This window comes from Sphaerisporangium rhizosphaerae (assembly GCF_042665155.1).
GTDB lineage: Bacteria > Actinomycetota > Actinomycetes > Streptosporangiales > Streptosporangiaceae > Sphaerisporangium > Sphaerisporangium rhizosphaerae.
Window position 1 is genome coordinate 130,627 of sequence record NZ_JBHTCG010000014.1, and the last position, 18,225, is coordinate 148,851.

An 18,225-nucleotide genomic window follows, 5' to 3' on the forward strand; every position below is an offset into this window, starting at 1 on the left:
CTTTCGCGGTCCCGAAAGCCGTCGGTCTCTCGCGTCCGGATGTCGATTCCCATCCCTTTGCTCGCGGTGGCATGCGGTTTTCGCGTGCCACCGTGATGACGTGCGCCCTCATTCCGCAGTCCGGAGGTCACCCATGCGTGTCGGCGACAGCCTGCCCAATTACCAGCTGCTGTTCGGGAATCTGGATTTCCGCCCTGGAGACGAGGCCCGTTCGGTGACCTCTCCCGCGGCGTATCTGGCCGATCTGCTGCGGTTACTCGAAGAGGAGGTCGGCGACGCGACGCTGCTCCAGCGCCGTCATGACATTCAGCAGATCCCGCTCGACGCCGAGCACACCACCACCGAGCTGCCGTACGTGGACATCGTGGTCGAGATCCTCGAGCGTCTGGTCGGCGAGAACCCCTACGAGCAGATGCGGACGATGGCCTTCCCCTTCGACAAGCCGTTCAACCTCGCCTACGAACGCCTTGGAACGTTCCTGCGCGAGCGAGGGATCGGCAGGGACGAGCTGCCGCGGCTGCTCGGAGCCGAGCCGGGGCCGCTCGCGGCGGAGTTCCTCGGGCTGTCGCCCGAGGTGGCGGCCGTGGTGTCGGTGGCCCATCAGGGGGAGGCCGATCTCCGGAGGTCCTTCGATCTCGGCAGGACCGAGCAGGGGCAGGACGAGCAGCTCAGCGACCTCGCGCCGGTGGAGCGGTTCCGCCGCACGGTGGCGCTGTCGGAGATCGAGCTGGATGAACTGCTGGCCGCCCGCTTCGTCGGCCAGGTCGCCGTCCAGGACGGCACGCTCGTCCTTCCCGAGGGCGCCGCCCTCGCCGCCTGGCTGGACCGGGTCAACCGGTTCGTACGGCTGGCCCGCCGCACCGGTCTTTCCTTCCCCGACCTCGACCTCGTGCTGATCGCCTGCTGCCAGAGCCGCCTCGACGCCGCCGCGCTCGGCGTGCTGGCCGCGGTCGTGCACGTCAGCCGCTCGCTCAGCCTGCCCATCGACGTCACCGTGAGCCTGGCCGCGCCGATGCCGGCCGACCTGGAGGTCCGTACGTTCGCCGCCGTCACCGTGGCCGAGGCCCTCGGCCTGAGCCCAGCTGAGGTCGACCGGCTGCGGGCCCGCTTCGGCGAGGTCGTGACCGGCGAGATCGCGCTGTCGGCGCTCCACCGCGCGGCCCGCCTGATGACAGCGGTGAGGCTGACCGCGGACGAGCTGTTCGACCTGCTGACGGTCATCGACGGATCGATCACGGTCCCGTTCGCGACCACACGCACGATGAACGACTGCCGGATGATCCTGGCCGCGCCGGACCCCGGATCAGGACTGTGGCTGGCCCAGGCGCTGCCGCTGGCCGTACGCCGGGCACGTGACGGCGGACTGTCCGCTCAGGACCTGGCCGCCTTCGCCGGAGGCCCGGCAAAGGACCCGGCTGAAGCTTCGGGTGAGCCCGCAGAAGGCGAGGCCGACCTGGCCGCGGCGCTGGCCGCGCAGCTCGCGACGGTCGCGCCGGGGCCGGGGATGTTCGTCTCCCAGCGGTTCAGTGACCGCGCCTCGCGCGCCATCTGGGACGCCCTGCGGCAGACCGGTGCGTACGGCGCTGTGACGGGAATGGCGCAGGTCACGGCTGCCGACTTCGTCGGGCTCGGGCTGGGCGACGGCCTGGCCACCAAGATCTTCACCAACCTCGTGCTGCGCGGCTCCCTGTCGGCCGACGGCGAGCTCGCCGAGGTTCCCACGGAGCTGGCCACCGACTTCTCCCCCTACCACGACAAGGTGGCTGAGCTCCTCGGCGACCTGGTGGACATGTGCTACCCGTCGGATCTCGCCGGGCTGACGGGGCTGTCGGACAAGCAGCGCGCCGAGCTGTACGACAACCTGATCTACAACGCGTACATCGCCTCCGACGGCACGATCCTGAACGCCGAGATCGACGACCTCGACGTCGACCTCGACGACCTCATCCACGACGTCATCGCCCTGATGCGGACCCGCGCCGACGACTACCTGAAGGAGCCGCTGGCGATCGAGCTGGAATTCGACGTGCCGGGCCTGCTCGAGAACCTCCGGTTCAACGGCTACATCAACGGCGACGGGCACTACCGCGACAAGGACGCCCTGGCCGAGCTGGAGCCGGCCGACTTCGCCATCGCCTCGCAGTTCGAGCCGTACAAGGAGCAGGTCCTGGAGGCGATGAAGGCCCAGATCATCGGCCTGTGGGAGGGGATGTGCGTCTTCCCGCCCGAGGCCTTCTCCGAGATCGCCGACCTCGCGGTCGCGCGGCAGATCATCGCCGCCGGCCAGATCGACGGGGACGACGTGGTCGCCGCGGAGCGGCTGCGGGCCATCGTGGAGGAGCAGCGGCCCTACCGGTTCGACCGCGACTCCTTGTCCGCGTTGGGGCTGGACGAGGCGCAGGCCGGCGCGATCCTCGGCGGGATGATCGACGCCGGCGACCTGGACGAGGGACTGGCCGTGCCCGAAGACCGGCTGACGTTCTTCTGCGAGCCGAACAGCGTCCTCGAGTTCGCCCTGACCGGCGCGGCGGACTTCAGCACCGAGGCGTTCGCGCAGCTGCACGCGGTCGCGCTCGAGACACGGGCGGCCATGACGGAGATCGAGACCACTCTCGGCGCGCGGAGGCAGGCCTCGGCGGCCGCGCTGTCGTCGGCCGCCGAGGACGCCTTCGGCATTCCCGGCCCGGTGATCGACGCCATCTGTGCCGGCGTCGGCGCCGAGCTGACCGACCTGCTCGAGCCGCCGACGCTCGCTTATCGGAGGATCGCAGCGTTCGCGCGTCTCGCCGCCAAGCTCAGCCTCGACGCGACCGCGGTCGCGCTGGCCTTCGACGACCTACGGCTCGTCGCCCGCTATCCCGAGCCGCTGTCGCTGCCCGCGGGCGGGCCCACAGTGATCGACGCCGTGCTGGAGAGCTCGGACGGGCATGTGTACGTGTTCGCCGGGGACCGCTACTGGCGGTTCCAGGATCGCCTGCTGGTGGACAGCGCGCAGACGGCCGCGCTCGCGGCCGGTCTGACGAAGGTCGACGCCGCGTTCCGGCATCCGAGCGGGGCCGACTGGCTGGTGAGCGGCTCCCGGGCGTACGTGCGGCAGCCGGGGAGCGGGCGGTGGATCGCCCATGACCAGGTGTGGGGCCGGATCCGCGACGCGTTCGCGGGCGGTGGGAAGATCACGGCCGCGCTCGTCGACGACGAGGGCCGGACCTATCTGTTCTGCGGCGATCAGTACGTCCGCTACTCGACCACCGACTTCAGCGCGGTGGACGAGGGCTTCCCGCGGCCCGCCGCCGATTTCGGCGTGTCCGGTCTCTCTGAGCCGGGCTTCTTCGGGCGCGACGGCGAATTCCACTCCTTCACGGCGGAGGAGGAGTTCTGGACGCAGCCCGACGACGCGGGCTTCGACGGGCGGCTGGACGCCGCGTTCGCCGACAAGACGGGCGTGTACGTGTTCCGCGGCGACCGGGTCGTACGGCACACCGCGAGCCTGGAGACCGACGGGGCGCACGCCGACGAGGGCTTCCCGGTCCGGATCGAGACGCGGTTCCCCGGCGTCCCCGCCGAGTTCGAGAGCGACCTCGACGCGGTCTTCTCCGACGCCGACGGCGTGGTCCACCTGTTCAAGGACGGCCGCACGATCGCCCTGACCGAGGACGCGCAGGTCGTGCCGACCACGCAGCGGTGGGGCGCCATGCCGGCGGCCTTCCCCGGCGGCACGGTCGACGCCGCCTTCGTCGGGCTCGACGGCCGGACCTACCTGTTCGGCGGCGCCACCTACATCCGCTACTCCACCGCCGACTACTCCCGGGCCGACCTCGGCTACCCACGCTCCATCGCCTCGGACTGGGGCGGCCTGACCAGCGTGGACGCCGGTTTCGTGCTGGACGGCGAGACCTACCTGTTCGGCGGCGGCCAGTTCGTGCGCTACTCCACAAGCGATTACACCAAACCGGACGAGGGCTACCCGCAGCCGCTGCCGGGCAACTGGTGGAACCTGCCCGACGGCTTCGGACCCACGGTGGACGCGGTGTTCACCGACGCCGCCGGGCGGACCTTCCTGTTCCACGGCGGCGCGTTCATCGAGTTCGACGCGCGGCGGCGCTGGTGGTCGGCGCCGAGGACACTGGCCGGGCAGTGGGACAGTCTGCCGTTCAAGGCGGTGGACGCCGCGTTCACCGGCCGTGACGGGCGCACCTACGTCTTCTACGGCCCGCAATACGTGCGTTACGCCACCGCCGACTACAGCCAGGTCGACGACGGCTACCCGGCCCCGGTCTCCGGATTCTGGGGGCGTGCGCGCAACAACCTGACCCGCACCGGGCGGGTGGACGCGGCGCTCGCGCTCGACGGCGACGTCCTGCTCTTCTCGGGCGACCAGTACATCCGCTACACCGGCACGACCGCCCACCTCGGCTACCCGCGCCCGCTGCCGGCGCTGCGGACCGAGCCGCGCCTGACCCACCTGACCGCCGACCTGGACGGCGTGGACGCCGCCTTCGCCGATCGCGGCAACGTCCACCTCTTCCGCGGCGACGCCTGCCACGTGGTCTCCGACGTGCTCTGCCGTACGGTCGAGGTGTCCGACGTGACCTGCGCCTTCATCGAGGACGGCCGGCTGGTCGTCGAAGGGAAGGGCGGCTGGCGCCGGCAGGGCTCGATCGAGGGACCGGCCGTGGTGACCGGGCCCGCCCGGCCGCGGGTGCTGCGTGAGGCCCCCGAGTCGTTCCGCAGCGGGCTCGACGCGGTCCTGTCCGGCACGGACGGTGTGACGTATCTGTTCAAGGGCGACGCCTGCTATGACACGCTGGTCGACCGGGCGTATCCGATCGCCGAGGCCTGGGGCAGGCCGCGCGCGCTCGGCGCGGTCGAGGCCGCGTTCACCGGCCGCGACGGCAGGACGTACTTCTTCAGCGGCGACCACTTCACCGACGACCACGACGCGAGGCCGCGCGGCATCGCCGAAGCGTGGGGCGGGCTGACCAGCGTCGCCATCGCGTACGTCTGGCAGGACGCCACCTATCTGTTCGAGCGGCCGGACGCCGACGGGTTCATGCGCTACGTCGTCTACTCGGGCGCCGACTACGCCGAGCCCGACTCCGGCTATCCGCAGGCCGCCGACGCCGGATACTGGGGGACCGGCGAGATACCGCTCGCGGTCCTCCCGGTGGGCGACACGCTGGTGCTGCTGTCCGGGCAGACCTACCGGCTGCCCGACGGCTCGCCGCCGCGGCCGATCGGCCTGCTGTGGCGGGGCTTCGAGGGCACCATCACCACCGCGTACGCCGGGGCCGACGGGGCGGCGTACTTCTACTCCGGCGAGCAGTACCGCCGCTACGCCGACGGCGCCTTCGGGCCGCTGACCACCCGCGCCGGGGAGGCCATCGGGCGCGTGGACGCGGCCTTCACCTGGGAGGGCCGCACCTACCTGATCAGCGGGGACCGCTACGCCCGCTACTCCACCGACGAGTACGTCTACGCCGACCCCGGCTACCCCATGCCCATGTCAAGACATTTCCGGGCCGAGTTTCCCGGGCTGCCGGAGTCCTTCGAGGACGCCCTCACGACCGTCGACGCGGCGGTGACCGACCAGCGCAGCCTCTACCTGTTCATGGGCGGCCGCTGCCACATCGTCTCCCGCACGCTGGAGGCCACGTACGAGAATCTCGCCGGGCGGACCCGCACGCTCGACGGGCCGCTCAACGCCGCCCTGATCGTCGGCGAGCGGACCTATCTGCTGTCCGGAGGGCTGTACACCCGCTACACCGGCGGCGCGTACGCCCGTCAGGACGAGGGTTACCCGCGTGACGTCGCGACCTCCCTCGCCCTCGACCTCGGTGTCCCGGCTCTGCCCGAGGCCTTCCGCGACGGGGTGGACGCCGGCTTCGCCTCCGCCACGGGCGGCATCCACCTGTTCGCGGGCGGCGCCTACCTGCGCGCCGACGCTCCCGGCACACCGGCTCCCGTGTGGGGCAAGGTGCGCAATGCGTTCGACGGCGGGCTCGACGCCGTGGTGGCCGTCGAGGGAGAGGTGTTCGCCTTCCGCGGCGATCAGTACGTCCGCTACTCCGAGGTGGAGGACGGCGGCGTAGGCGTGGCGGACCCCGGCTTCCCCCGCACGATCAAGGACGACTGGGGCGCGGTGCCGGGACTCTTCGAGTCCGGCGTCGACGCCGCGTTCACCCTGTATGACCGGCTCTATCTGGTCAAGGGCGACCAGTACGTCAGCGACGCCGGGCTGATCCGCACGATCGCCCAAGGCTTCGCCGACGGCCCGGACTACCGGCTGGCCGACCTTTTCACGATCGTCGGATTCGCTGCCCTCGGCCCGGCGATCGCCGCCGCCCTGGTCGCCGAGGACGAGGATCCGTACAAGACGATGGCGGCCCTGTTCGGCTGGGACGCGGCCGAGCTGATGTGGGTGCAGCGGACCCTGCCCTCCGAGTCGGACATGGGCTTCGTGCTCGCGGCTCGCGAGCTGTTCGCGCTCGCCCGGCGGGCCGCTGTGCCGCCGTCGCGGCTCCCAGGTCTGGAGGGGGACGACCGCGGCACGCTCAAGCGGGACGCCCTGCTGTCCGCGGTCCTCGCCAAGGCGCCCGAGCTGCGCGACTCCACCGACCTGTTCGACCAGCTGCTGATCGACGTCGACATGGGCGGCCAGGGCACCACCTCACGGATTCGTGAGGCCATCGCGGCCGTCCAGCTCTATCTGCACCGCTGCATGCTGGACCTGGAGGAGGCCCCCGGCCTCGCCGACCCGGCGCGGCGGGCGCGCCTTCGGCGCTGGTGGTCGTGGATGAAGAACCACCGGGTGTGGGAGGCCAACCGGAAGGTCTTCCTGAACCCGGAGAACTACCTGCGGCCCGAGCTCCGCGACACCAAGACGCCCGGCTTCCGCGAGCTGGAGAGCGACCTGCTGCAAAGCGGCGTCACCTCCGAGACCGCGCAGCGCGCCTACAAGCGCTACCTCGACGAATACACCGAGGTGTCGCGGCTGGCCATCGCCGGCGGCTACGTGGACGCGGCCGAAGACGGGGCGCACAGCCTGGTCCTGTTCGGCCGCACCCGGAGCGCCCCGCGCCGCTACTACTACCGCAACGCCACCTTCCGCGACGGCGACAAGCTGTCGGCCACCTGGACCCCCTGGCTCAAGGTCGACGTGAAGATCGGGGCCGAGCGAGTCCAGCCCGTGCGCGCCTTCGACCGGGTCTTCGTCTTCTGGGCCGCCGTCGAGGATCTGCCACCGGACACGTCGGGCACCACGACCGTCGTCGCGGTCAGGTCGGGCGACAACACCCAGCAGGTCTCGGCTCCGGTACGACGCGCGGTCAAGATCTACTTCTCGTATCTGAACCTGGCGCAGGAGTGGGTGCCGGCGCAGGTGCTGACCACCGGCCCGGCCGGGCAGGACCCGGTCCTCGACGTCACCCTCGCGGTGCGGCCGGGCCGGCTGCCCGGGACCGACCACCAGGCGATCGTCGTCTCCTACACCGCGATCACCGCCGTCGGGGTCGGGGGAGGCTCGTTCGCGCTCACGCCCGAGCTGTACACCGTCCCGGTCGACGGGGTCGTGGTGCCGCCGGCCACCGGCGACGTGACGACGATCTTCGATGAGCCCGATGGCATCGACCCCGAGTCCGTGGTCTGGTTCAACCGGCCCGCCGGGTTCGGCGACGGCTCGTGGTTCAGCGTCGACCACAAGGGCGGCAGTTTCCTGTGCCGGCCGATCATGCCCACCCCCGAGCCGGCCGAGTGGCTGCCGATCAGGCCGCCCACGGGATCCGCCGCCGAGCGGCTGCCCTCGTGGGTCCGGATCAACGCCGGATTCGAGCTGCCCGACGGCACGCGCTACTTCTTCACCAACGCGCGGGGCGGCCGGTTCACCCGGATGGGCCCGGGGGCCACCTCGGCTGAGGGAGGCCGGACCATCTCCGGCCGATGGGGCCGGACCGAGCCCGGCTCGGCGCTGGATGCCGCCGTGCTCTCCGACGACTCCGACACCCCCGTGGTCGACCACACGCTCGGCGCACCGGCGATCACCGGTGTGGTGATCGGCCCAGGCGTTCCATTGGCGGTCAACGAGGCCGCCCTCGCGGCGCTCCGCGCCGGCGCAGGCGAGGCACCCGAGCGGGGGTTCGGCCCGAGCGACAACCCGCTGGCCAACCCCTCAGAGAGCTCGCGGTCGAACTGGCCGGGGCACCCGATCGCGTTCCCGGCGGCGAACCCGATGGCCCTCAGGCTCGGGGGCGCCCAGGTCGCGCTCCCGGCCGCCGAGCGTAGCCCAGAAGGCTGGACGTCGGTGGACACGGCCTGGGCCGACGGCGATTTCCTCTATCTCACGAGCGGCACCAAGCTGATCCGCTACACCCTCGTCCACGACGCGACCGACCCCGACGTGGTCACCATCCCCGGCGTGGTCACCATCCCCGACGTGATCGACGCGGGCTATCCGCAGACCCTGCCCCGCGCGCTTACCGCCGTCTTCCGCGGCTTCGCGATCAGCGGCGACCTGTACGCCAGGGTGGGCGACTGGGTGTTCCGGCCGATCGCCGGGAACTGGGGCGACCTGCCCGAAGTGATCACCGGGGCGATGGAGACCAAGACGGGCGTCATCCTCTTCAACGACACCCAATACGCGGTGTATCCCAAGAGCGCCGCCATCGACCGGCCGTACGAGTTCACCGAGCTGCCGCACGACATCGTCCGGCTCACCACCAGCACGGCGTACAAGCTGAACCAGCGGCTGCTGGCCGGGGGAGTGCCGGCGCTGCTCGACACCTCCACGCAGGAGACCGACGAGCTGCCGGCGTTCGACACCGAGATCTCCGACGCGACCACGATTCGGGTCCACCTGAATCGGGTCAAGCCCGAGTGGCTGCCCGGACGCTCGCACCTGGACTTCACCAGCGCGAACGGCTGCTACTACTGGGAGATCTTCTGTCACGCACCGCTGCTGATCGCCCAGGCGCTCAACGCCGCGCAGCGGTTCGAGGAGGCGCGAGCCTGGTATGAGTTCATCTTCGACCCGACCCGGCCAGGCCAGCCCTGGCGGTTCCTGCCGTTCCTCGGCGCCGACCCGGACGCGCTGGCCGACGCGCTCCGTGCGTACGGCAATCCGGCGCTGAGCGACGCGATCACCCTGCTCGAATCGGTCGCGCCGGTCTTCAACGGCACCGCCGACCTGACCGACAAGGACCGCGCCGCCCTGGCCACCCTGCCCGAGCTGGGCTCGTACGAGGAGCTCGCCATCGCCGCCGACCTTCCCCGGGTCTACGACGTGACCGGGGACCGGGTCAGCCTCCGGCAGGCGTACCGGGACGACCCGTTCGACCCGCACGCGATAGCGGCGCTCCGGCCGGTCGCCTACCGGCGAGCCGTCGTCACCGGCTACATCGACAACCTGCTCGACTGGGGTGACATGCTGTATCGGCAGTACACGCCGGAGAGCGTCGACGAAGCCAGGATGCTGTACATCTTCGCCTACGACCTGCTCGGCCGCCGCCCTGAAGACCTCGGCCCGCTGCCGCTGCCGGCCACCCTGACCTTCGCCGAGCTCGACCAGGTCACCGGTGAGGACGAGCTGTTCGGCGAACTGGCACGGGTGCAGGCGAGCGTCAACGACGCCTACTTCTACGCGCCGGTCAACGGCACGCTGCTCGGTTACTGGGATCTGGTCGCCGACCGGCTCACCAAGATCAGGGCCTCGATGGACATCATGGGCGTCAGCCGGCCCCTGCCGCTGTTCGCCCCGCCCATCGACCCGATGGTGCTCGTCGGTGCGGTCGCGCCCAACGGGCAGGCGGAGCTCACGGCGAGCACGACCGCCGAGGTCCCGCAGCACCGCTTCGCCTACCTCTACCGGCGGGCGCAGGAGCTCACCGACCGCGCCACCCAGCTCGGCTCGAGCCTGCTCGACGCGCTGGACCGGTGTGACGCCGAGGCACTCGGCCTGCTGCAGAACCAGCAGGAGGCGGCCGTGCTCGACCTCACCCGCGCGGTCAAGCAGGCGCAGGTCACCGCGGCCACCGAGAACGTCGCGGCGCTTCGCACAGGGCTCGCCGGCGCCCGGGGACGGGCCGCTTACTATCAGCACCAGATCGAGACGGGCATCTCCGCGCTCCAGGGAGCCCAGCTCACCATGATGGCCGCCGCGGCCGCCGCCCACATGACCTCCAGCGGCCTGAAGATCGCGGCCGCCATCGGGCACGACGTTCCCGAGGTCCACATCGGTCCGTTCATCCTCGGCGTCTCCGCCGGCGGCGACGAGATCGGCGACTCGCTGGACAGCACCGCCGAAGTCGCCGAGTCGCTCGGAGAGGGGCTGTCGGTCCTCGGGGAGCTCCTCGGCGTACGGGCCGAGCAGGAGAGGTCCATGCAGGACAACCAGCTCCAGCTCGCCATCGCCCAGAGCGAAGCCGATCAGATCGAGCACCAGATCACGGCCGCCGAGGCCGAGCTCACCATCGCCGAGCGTGAGCTCGTCATCCTCGACCGGCAGATCGCCGGGCAGCAGACGGTGAACGCGTTCCTCCGCGACAAGTTCACCAGCACCGACCTCTACCAATGGATGTCCGGCCGGCTCGCCGGGCTGTATTTCCAGACGTACGGCATGGCCGTCGACACGGCCCGCGCCGCCGAACGCGCCTACCAGTACGAACGCGGCGCGACCGACACCGTGATCACGTCGGCGCACTGGGACACCCGGCGCAAGGGCCTGCTCGCCGGCCAGTCGCTCGCCTTCGACCTCGACCGGCTGGGCCAGGCCTACACGGCGCAGAACGCCAGGCGGCTGGAGATCACCCGGCAGATCTCCCTGCTGGAACTCGACCCGGTCGCGCTGCTCACCCTGCGTAGGACGGGCAGCTGCCAGTTCGCACTAAGTGAGGAGTTCTTCGACCACGACTTCCCCGGCCACTACCGCCGCCAGATCCGCACCCTCGGGATCACCTTCGTCAGCACGGACGGCACGGCCCTGCCGGTCAACGCCATGCTCAGCCAGGTATCGCACCAGACCGTGCTGAGCGCCGACCCCAAGGCCGTCCAATATCTGCTCACGCCGACCGGCGCCCCGCCCACGTCGGTGCGGAGCGACTGGCGGACCGGGCGCGAGATCGCCCTGTCGCAGCCGCCGGAGGGCTACGAGAACAACGGTCTGTTCGAGCTGCGTTACGACGACGACCGCTATCTGCCCTTCGAGGGCACGGGCGCCGTCTCCACCTGGCGCCTCACCCTGCCCGGCCTGCGCTCCGCCGACCGCCCGGCCGAGCTGTACGACGCCAAGATCACCCTCAGGTACGACGCCGACAACGGCGGCGACACCTTCGCCGCGAGCGTCAAGGGCCTGCTCCAGCCGTACGACACGGCCCGCTTCATCGACGTGACGGCCGAGTTCCCCGACGAGTGGGCGGAGTTCACCGGCACCCTCACCCTCCGCGTGACCCAGGACATGCTGCCCGACCTGCACACCCCGCAGATCACCGGGATCTACGCCGCCTACGACCTCGCCGCGCCCGGCACGGCCCGGTTCTCACTCGGCGGCACCGCGCTCGCCGACGGCCGCCTGGTGCCCACTCCCGGCCTGTCCATCACCGACCCGCTCCGCCTGACCTTCTCCGGCGACCGCTCCGACCTGCTCGGCCTCAAGCTCGCCCTCCGCTACCGAGCCAACTGACAGGGGACCGACGAAGCCCATGAAGCGAACAACCACCGCCAGCCCGCCGAAGTCGCCCAAAAAGCCGAACAACGGTAGGCCCGCCAACGCCGGCCGATCGGTCATGGACATGCTCGCCCGTAGAACAGGCGGCCACGCGATTCCAACGGCGCAGGAAATCGCGGACCTGCTCGGTGAAGCGAGCGATGGGCGTGACCTGAAGGCATGGAAAAATCTGCCCGCGACGATCGAATGGCCGGAGCTCGCCAAAGCCCTCGCGATGCTGCGAGAGGGCCAAAAAGAGACCGGCCCATTCGACAGGCTCGTCAGACGGTACGTCACGGAAAAGCAGCTCAACTATTCGGACTACTCGGACGCCATGTTCGCGCTACTGGAGCAAAAGGCGTCCAACACCTCGCCTCCCCAGCCCTCCGTCACTGTTTCGAACAACACGCGGCAACCCGGTGCCGGCCAGGCTGAGCCCGCCGCGCGAACCGTGGTGAACGTCGCCGCGACCGATGCGTCACCGTCTGATTCCCGGCAGTCGCCGTCCTTGCCGTCACCCCGGCCGGGCGAGTCGGCGTACGTGACGAAAATCCGCAACATCCTGCAGGACGCGCCGCCTGGTACGTTGTCGGGCCCGGACGAAGTGCTTCTCCGCACGCTGATCACTCCGCTTCCCGCACGGGTGAAACCGGACCTGGACGGCGAGGGTCAGGAAGAGGGCGCCGACGCCCACCTCGAGGAGGTGCCCGACGCCGATAAGGCGCGTAAGGTCCAGGACGTCATGCGGCTCCTTCATTTGATCGAGGTGCCGGAGCCGGCGCCGGAGCCGGCCGAATCGCTGGTCACTCTCTGGAATGGCACGGTGATCGACCTCGACGCGTTAAGCGCACGTGTGGCCAAAATGAATGACGCCGAATACGCCGAGTTCAGGAAAGGTCTCGAAGCCGAGGCGGACCGTGTCGAACCCGGCTGGCGCAAGGATCCTGAGCCGGTGCCCGTCGCCCAGGACGGGAACAGCCCTACGGTCACCAAACGCACCGTGACCAACGTCGCCTCAGGAGGACCTCCGCCCGTCCCTCCGCTGGACTTGTCCACCCTCACTGATCCGGCCAAAGCTCAGAAACCCGCTGACGAAATCAATATCCTGGACTCGCCCATATCGGTCCCCGGCGAAGACCCTCAGACGGATTCGGAGAAATCGCCGGCCAAGGCCGATGGACAGCCCAGGAATGTCCCTGGGCAGGTGCCTGAGAACAAGGCGATGGGCGCCGATTCCGTCGCCAGGCCGAGTGACGAGCCGCCGGCCGGTGAGCCGCAACAGACGCCGCCCGCCGATGAGCCCGGCTCCGTGCCGCCGGTCACCTCCCAGCCGGTCGCGGCGCAGAGCCCGAGCCCGGAGATAACGCGGCTGATGGCGAAGCTCGCCGGTAGCCGGTCGAGCCACTACACAACGCTCGGCGCGCTGAATGGGAGCAATGCGGCTCTTCCGCCATTCCGGCAACGGTTATGGGCCCAAACAGCGGGCGCGCTCGCCAAATTCGAGACGACGCTGCTCAACACGCCACCGGTCGAGCACCTGCCGGACCCCGAACCCCCAGAGATCGTCGAGCTCCTCATCGCCCATCTGATCACCATCGGGCCCGAGCATCTGGCGCCTGACGCGCTGGCGCAGAAGACGGCGAACCTGAAGCAGGAGATCGGCCGGACTCTGAGCCAGATCTACAACAGGCGGCTCCCGGAGGACGCCTTCGAGGCCTTGTGGGCCGGTCTCTGGCAGGGAACCGACACGCTGCGGACCGGCCTGACCCAATACACGAAGCTGATGGGGGCGATCAGAGCCGCCGCCGGGGGGCCCATGGCGAAAATGGGGGACGCGGCGCGAGCCAGAATGATCGCGCTGGTGGGTGGCGGCAAGGTGCACTCTCTTCAGGATCTCAACAACGGCTGCGTCGAGCTGGCCGAGTCGACTCGGGCCCATCTCAAGGCGCTACGGCCCGCGCCGCTCGGGCCCCAATGGGCGACGAACTGGTTGGGCGCCTTGCAAAAAGACGGATTCGAAATCAGCATCGGGGATGGCAAAACGAATCTGGGCGATGTCATAAAAGGGATGAATGAGACGAATCCAGCCTTCAAGATGGGCTATGAATATCAGGTCTTCAAAACACTCGAAGCCCGGTCGAGCTACACCCTGATCAAGGTCGAGGACCCATACGAAGGAAATCGCAGGGCGGATTCCCTCGAAGTCGTCAAGGTCGAGAAGGACGGCACGCTCGTCAAGCGCTTCCGTGAATACAAGTACTATGATGTCAATTCGAATCCCAAGAAGGATGAGAAACCCAGGAAGACGTTCCGGCGGCAGCTCGAAGGATATGCCGACGTCCTGGACAAGGACCGCGGCCGCGACCTCGAGTACGTCTTCAAGAGCCAACCGCCGAAATGGGCCATGGACGATCTCAAGGAGTATGCTCCCCGGTTCGGAGGCAGACTCTGGGTCAGCGGTGGCGAACTGGAACTGGAGAAGGTCGAAGTCACGCCGACCGCCCGGAGATACGGCCCCATGGGGAAAACTCCGGTCACTTCTCAGTTCGTCGCGCCCGTCGTCCAGGGCAATCCGGACGCCAAGCAGTTCAACGCCCCTGCCAAGTCGCTCCACACGGGCACGACGTTCAACCAGGCTCCCAATCTGTTCAATGCGAGCACGACACAGTTCAACGCGGGCAGGGGAGCGATCATCAGGATCAACAATGCGGGGCCGCCGCAAGGCTCGTCGGTGCAGCGCAAGCCAATGCCGGCTCCGCAGCAGCACATACAAGCGCAGGGCCCGCCCTCGCGTGGATCCGGTGGGCCGCCCGCCATCGTGCCGCCTTTCTCCGGTGCCGGGCGTGGAGGTCCGCCTGCCAAGAAGAAATGAGATCGGCCGGTGGCTCGCAGGGGGTGCGGGCCACCGGCCGGGTGTGCGCTCAGATGTGCTTGGCGCGGGTGGTGTATTTCAGGCCGGCGCTGACCTTCGTCAGGGCGGACAGGTCGACGCCGGCGGCTTGGATGATGGCCTGGCTGACGGTGAGGGTCCAGGCGGTGGCGACGCCGCGGCCCCAGAAGCCGGTGCGGCGGTCTCGGCGTGCTCGGGCGTGCTCAGGCGTGGCGGGAACGCCAGGTGGCGGCGTCCAGGCGGTAGAGCACATGGCGGCGCAGCGGGCTGCCCTCATCGATGCGCGGGTGGTCGAAGTCGTCGGCGGGATCGCACGTCATGCCCAGGCGCCGCATGACGGCCTGGGAGCGGAGGTTGGTGGTCGCCGTCATGGAGACCACCTGGTCCAGCCCGGCCCGGCCGAAGGCGTGCCCGAGGCTCGCCGTCGCCGCCTCGGTGGCGTAGCCGTGCCCCCAGGCCGAGCGGCGCAGGCGCCAGCCGACCTCGACCGACGGGGTGAAGTGCGCCTGGAAGGTCAGCGGCGCCAGGCCGGTGAACCCGATGAACTCCCCGCTGCGGGCGACCTCCACCGCCCAGAGCCCGAAGCCGTGCTCCTCCATGAGGGTCATGATGCGCCCGGCCAGCGCGTCGCTCTCCTGCCGGGTCAGCGGGGCGGGGAAGTGCTCCATCACCTCCGGATCGGCGTTGAGCTCGGCGAAAGGCCGCAGATCGTCCTCGCGCCAGCGCCGCAGGATGAGCCGTCCGGTCGTCAGCATGATCTCCATTGTGGCGCACGCGCTCGGGGACCCCCGCGCCCCGCGGGCCCTGGTCACCCACCGGCCGCCCACCGGCGGACGGCCCGCCACGAGCGGGGGGTTCAGGGGTCCCCCTGGGAGCGCCCTGTGAGGGGGCGGGGTTCGGCCACGCTGACCTCGCGGGTGTCACGAGTGTGCTTAACTGTAAGCAGCCGATGTGGTTTGTGTCCCCCGGGCCGCAATTACCGCCTTCACGGAATACCGTTCGGCTGGAGCCGTGTTGTGCATCTCGCCGAGGAGGCGACCGCCACATCGGCCTAACAACGAAGCGCCCCGCAGGCACGCCTTGCGGGGCGCTTCGTTGTACCGCGATGTAACAGTTTGTGGGCGGGCGTAACACAAAGTTGCCCGTATGAGTCGTATGGTGGGCCTTGGTCGTCCGCACACCGGGAGAGTCCGTGCTCTATCGCCTCACGAAGATCATCAGCAGTCCCGTCCTGCGCCTGCTGTGGCGCCCCAAGGTGATCGGGGCCGAGCACGTCCCCTCGGCGGGGGCCGCCATCCTGGCCTCCAACCACCTGTCCATCCTGGACTCGGTGTTCCTGCCGCTCATGCTGCCCCGGAAGGTGACCTTCGTCGCCAAGAACGAGTACTTCACCGGCAACCGCCTGATGGCCACCTACATGCGGGCCACCGGGCAGGTCGCCATCGACAGAGAGAGCGCCGCCGCGGCGCAGACCATGCTGGACGCGGCCGTGCAGGTGCTCAAGGCCGGCGAGCTGTTCGGCATCTACCCCGAGGGCACCCGCTCCCCCGACGGCAGGCTCTACCGGGGCAAGATCGGCGTCGCATGGCTCGCGCTCACCACGGGGGCCCCGGTCATCCCGGTCGCCATGGTCAACACCGAGCGCGTGCTGCCTCCGGGGGCCTCGGTGCCGCGCCTGGCCAAGATCGGCGTGCGCATGGGCGAGCCGATGAGCTTCACCGGCGACCCCGCCCGCGCCAGGGACCGCCGGGCGGTCACCGACGAGGTGATGGCGGCCATCCAGCGCCTGTCGGGCCAGGAGTACGTGCCCGCCTACGCCGCGAGCCTCAAGGAGCAGGCCAGGCGGGCCGCCTGAGGACCGCCCGAGGGGGGCTTGAGGAGGCCGCCTGAGGGCACCGCTTTCCGGCCGCTTCCCGGCGAAGCGGCGGGCGCCGCCGACCGGTCGCGCTAGGCTCGTGGCGACGTCCAGACACCGGGGGGTAAGGCGTGCCGCGCGGCCGTACCATCGCGATCACCTCCGCCGTCACCGTGCTGGCGGTCGGAGCCGCCGCCGGCGGCGCCTACTACGTGCTGCACACCAGGGGCAGCGCCGAGCAGACCGCGGGCCACTTCGCCGCGGCCTGGTCACGGGGCGACCTGGCGGCCATGAAGGCCGACCTCGCCTCCCCGGCGCCCGGCTTCGAGGCGGCCTACGCCGAACCCGCCGACCGGCTCGGGGCCGAGAAGGTCGCGGTGCGTCTCGGCACGGTCACCCCGGCGGGCGACGGCCGCGCCAAGGCCGCCTACACCGCCACCATGACGCTGAAGAACATCGGCGACTGGACCTACACCGGCTCACTGGACCTGATGGTAAAGGACCACCACTGGAAGGTCGCCTGGACCCCGGCGGCCGTCCACCCGGCGCTGACCGGCTCCACCCACCTGGCGCTGAAGACCACCTGGCCCGGGCGCGCCGCCGTCGAGGACGCCTCGGGCGGCCGCATCGACACCGGCGACGCCGGCGGGTCGGTTCAGCAGCTGGTCGGCTACCTGGACAAGGCCACCGCCAAGGACGTCGCCAAGCTCGGCTCCTCCTACAAGCCGGGCGACGCGATCGGCCGCGGCGGCCTGCAGGAGACCTTCCAGAAGCGGCTCGCCGGGGTGCCGACCACGATCATCACCACGGTCGACGGGTCCAAGAAGACCGTCCAGACGCTGAAGACCATCGACGGCTCGCCGGGTTCGCCCGTGCGCACCAGCCTCGACCCGGCCGCGCAGAAGGCCGCCGTCGCGGCCGTGCGCGACCTGGACAAGCCCGCCTCGCTGGTCGCGATCAGGCCCGCGACCGGCGAGATCCTCGCGGTGGTCAACAACCGCGGCGGGTTCAACCGCGCCCTGGACGGGCGCTACCCACCCGGGTCCACCTTCAAGACCGTCACCGCCGCCGGGCTGCTGGCCGAGGGCCTCACCCCCGGCCAGAAGGTCACCTGCCCCGAGAAGGCCACCGTCGGCGGGCTGGCGATCCGCAACTCCGACCACGAGGCGTTCGGCTCGCTCACCTTCCTCGACTCCTACGCCCACTCCTGCAACACCACCTTCGCCCCGCTCGCCGCCCGGCACCTGGGCGGCGGCAAGCTGTACCAGGTGGCCTCCGAGATGGGCTTCAACCAGCCGCTGTCCATCGGCGTCCCGGCGGCCAAGGGCAGCATGCCGGCGCCGACCGGCGACGCCGACCTGGCCGCCGAGTCCTTCGGGCAGGGCCGCATCACCGCCAGCCCGCTGGTGATGGCGACGGTCGCCGCCGCGGTTGCCGACGGCACCTGGCGCCCGCCGACCCTGGTGCCCTCGATCAAGCAGAAGCTGCAGCCCCGTCCGCTGCCCGAGACGGTGACCGGGCCGCTGCGCACCATGATGGCGGCCGTGGTCGGCAAGGGCACCGCCAAGAGGGCCGGGCTGCCCAAGGGCACGGCGGGCAAGACCGGCACCGCCGAGTTCGGCACCGGGCCGAAGCTGGACTCCCACGCGTGGTTCATCGGCTTCCGCGGCGAGGTGGCGTTCGCCGTGGTGGTGGAGGCCGGCGGCATGGGCGGCGAGGTGGCCGCCCCGGTGGCCGCCCGCTTCCTGCGCGGCCTGCCGGGCTGAGGGTCACCGGGACCGCGAAAAG

The 18,225-nt window shown here is 70.3% G+C and carries 6 protein-coding genes; 4 read left to right on the forward strand and 2 right to left on the reverse strand.

Annotation, left to right across the window (positions count from 1 at the left end; all coding sequences use genetic code 11):
• The first annotated feature begins 133 nt into the window (after positions 1-133).
• Both ACFQSB_RS21810 and ACFQSB_RS21815 read left to right on the forward strand, forming a co-directional pair.
• Positions 134-11,668, forward strand: coding sequence for a Tc toxin subunit A-related protein (locus tag ACFQSB_RS21810; protein WP_380828708.1), 11,535 nt, complete (start codon positions 134-136; stop codon positions 11,666-11,668).
• 19 nt (positions 11,669-11,687) lie between these two features.
• Positions 11,688-14,564, forward strand: coding sequence for a hypothetical protein (locus ACFQSB_RS21815; protein WP_380828709.1), 2,877 nt, complete (start codon positions 11,688-11,690; stop codon positions 14,562-14,564).
• A 49-nt stretch (positions 14,565-14,613) separates the two neighbouring features.
• Here ACFQSB_RS21815 and ACFQSB_RS21820 read toward each other — a convergent pair whose 3' ends face one another.
• Positions 14,614-14,835, reverse strand: a complete 222-nt coding sequence (locus ACFQSB_RS21820; RefSeq protein ID WP_380828773.1) for a hypothetical protein — start codon at positions 14,833-14,835, stop codon at positions 14,614-14,616.
• Positions 14,786-15,337 (reverse strand): GNAT family N-acetyltransferase, encoded by a 552-nt coding sequence (locus ACFQSB_RS21825; RefSeq protein WP_380828711.1) that lies wholly within the window; start codon positions 15,335-15,337, stop codon positions 14,786-14,788. Before ACFQSB_RS21825 ends, ACFQSB_RS21820 begins: the two co-directional genes overlap by 50 nt.
• A 437-nt stretch (positions 15,338-15,774) precedes the next feature.
• On the opposite strand from ACFQSB_RS21825, the gene ACFQSB_RS21830 reads away from it, so the two are divergent.
• Both ACFQSB_RS21830 and ACFQSB_RS21835 read left to right on the forward strand, forming a co-directional pair.
• On the forward strand, positions 15,775-16,437 hold the full coding sequence (locus ACFQSB_RS21830) for a lysophospholipid acyltransferase family protein (RefSeq protein ID WP_354931320.1): 663 nt from the start codon (positions 15,775-15,777) through the stop codon (positions 16,435-16,437).
• A gap of 131 nt (positions 16,438-16,568) precedes the next feature.
• The gene (locus ACFQSB_RS21835; RefSeq protein ID WP_380828713.1) at positions 16,569-18,203 is read left to right on the forward strand and encodes a penicillin-binding transpeptidase domain-containing protein; all 1,635 of its coding nucleotides are present in this window, start codon (positions 16,569-16,571) and stop codon (positions 18,201-18,203) included.
• Positions 18,204-18,225 lie beyond the last annotated feature (22 nt).

Coding starts and splice junctions, on each gene's coding strand:
- ACFQSB_RS21810 (WP_380828708.1), top strand. CDS start 134: ATGCGTGTCGGCGACAGCCTGCCCAATTACCAGCTGCTGTTCGGGAAT.
- ACFQSB_RS21815 (WP_380828709.1), top strand. CDS start 11,688: ATGAAGCGAACAACCACCGCCAGCCCGCCGAAGTCGCCCAAAAAGCCG.
- ACFQSB_RS21820 (WP_380828773.1), bottom strand. CDS start 14,835: ATGTGCTCTACCGCCTGGACGCCGCCACCTGGCGTTCCCGCCACGCCT.
- ACFQSB_RS21825 (WP_380828711.1), bottom strand. CDS start 15,337: ATGCTGACGACCGGACGGCTCATCCTGCGGCGCTGGCGCGAGGACGAT.